Origin of the sequence: Sphingomonas sp. Ant20 (assembly GCF_000783375.1) — a bacterium.
Taxonomy (GTDB): Bacteria; Pseudomonadota; Alphaproteobacteria; order Sphingomonadales; family Sphingomonadaceae; genus Sphingomonas; species Sphingomonas aerolata.
The window spans coordinates 1-2,058 of sequence record NZ_JRVI01000265.1; the positions used below are offsets into that span (position 1 = coordinate 1).

Below are 2,058 nucleotides of genomic sequence, written 5' to 3' on the forward strand. Positions count from 1 at the left end.
GGCGTCCGTCGCGACGCACCCCCGGCACGGCCGCAGCAGCGTGACCGCAAGGGCGACGATCGTCGCACTCGGCAAGCTGACCGTCAACCGCGCCCTCGGCGATGGGGATGGCGCCCGCGCCCGCTCGCTCGCCGCACTCAAGCGTGCGCGTGAGAAGGAGCGTCGTGGCACCGGTGGTCCGCGCGAGCCGCAGGCCAAGCAGGTCCGCGACGTGGTCGTCCCCGAGGCGATCACCGTGCAGGAACTCGCCATCCGTATGGCCGAGAAGGGTGCAGACCTCGTCAAGGCGCTGTTCAAGATGGGCATGCCCGTCACGATGACGCAGACGATCGACCAGGATACGGCCGAACTGCTCGTCACCGAATTCGGTCACAACCTGACGCGCGTCAGCGATGTCGACCAGGATCTGGCGAACGACACGATCGACGATGCCGAGGAGACTCTGCGTCCGCGTGCCCCGGTCGTCACGATCATGGGTCACGTCGATCACGGCAAGACGTCGCTGCTCGATGCCTTGCGCGGCACCGACGTGGTGCGCGGCGAAGCGGGTGGCATCACCCAGCATATCGGCGCGTATCAGGTCACGCTGAAGGACAAGTCGAAGATCACCTTCCTCGACACGCCGGGCCATGAAGCGTTCACGCAGATGCGTGCGCGCGGCGCGGACGTCACCGACATCGTCATCCTGGTGGTGGCGGCGGACGACGGCCTGATGCCGCAGACGGTGGAGGCGATCGCCCACACCAAGGCGGCTGGCGTGCCGATGATCGTCGCGATCAACAAGATCGACAAGGAAGGCGCCAATGCCCAGAAGGTGCGCGAGCGCCTGCTGAGCGAGGAGATCGTGGTCGAGGACATGGGCGGCGACGTCCAGGACGTCGAAGTCTCCGCGACCAAGAAGATCGGTCTCGACACGCTGATCGAGAAGATCCAGCTCCAGGCCGAACTGCTCGAACTGCGCGCCAATCCGGATCGCGCGGCCGAGGGTACGGTGATCGAGGCCAAGCTCGACAAGGGTCGTGGTCCGGTTGCGACGATCCTCGTCAATCGTGGTACGCTCAAGGTGGGCGACATCTTCGTGGTCGGCGGCGAGAGCGGCAAGGTTCGTGCGCTGGTCGACGACAAGGGCAAGCAGATCAAGGAAGCGGGTCCGGCGATGCCGGTCGAGGTCCTCGGTCTGTCGGGCGTGCCGTCAGCAGGCGATCCGTTCCAGGTCGTCGAGAACGAGGCACGGGCCCGCGAAGTCGCGGAATATCGTCGCAGCGTGAAGACCGACAAGCGGACGGCATCGGTTCCGGCCAGCCTCGAGAGCATGTTCTCGGCGCTGAAGGAAAAGCAGGCGATCGAATATCCGCTGGTCGTGAAGGCCGATACGCAGGGTACCGTCGAGGCGATCGTCGGGGCGATCAACAAGATCTCCACCGATCTGATCAAGGCGCGCGTGCTGAGCTCGGGCGCGTCGGTGGCATCACCGAATCCGACGTCACGTTGGCGGCGGCATCGGGTGCACCGATCATCGGCTTCAACGTTCGTCCGAATGCCAAGGCACGCGAGATCGCCGAGCGCCAGAAGGTCGCGTTCAAATATTATGACGTGATCTACGACCTGATCGACGAGATCCGGGCGGGCATGGCCGGCGAGCTTGGGCCGGAAGCGTTCGAGACGGTCGTCGGTCGTGCCGATATCCGCGAGGTCTTCTCGGCGGGCAAGCATGGCAAGGCGGCGGGTCTGCTCGTTACCGAGGGCAATATCCGCAAGGCGCTCAAGGCACGTATCACGCGCAACGACGTCATCATCTACCAGGGCGAAATCGCATCGCTGCGTCGCTTCAAGGATGATGTCGCCGAAGTCCGCGCCGGGCTGGAGTGTGGCGTGACGTTCACGTCGAACTTCGTCGACATCAAGGCCAGCGACGTCCTCGAGACGTTCGAAGTCGAGATGCGCGACCGCACGCTGTAATACTGAAGCCCTCTCCCCCTCGGGAGAGGGTTGGGTGAGGGGCAGTACCGGGCGGTAACGCTTGCGGCCCGCTCACCCCACCCTCCTCCCCGGGGGGAC

The 2,058-nt window shown here is 65.2% G+C and carries 1 pseudogene; it reads left to right on the plus strand.

Going from position 1 to position 2,058, the window contains the following annotated elements:
* Positions 1 to 1,959 (plus strand): annotated as a pseudogene (gene infB / locus NI18_RS19945) (translation initiation factor IF-2); the annotation flags it as partial.
* Positions 1,960 to 2,058: the final 99 nt, after the last annotated feature.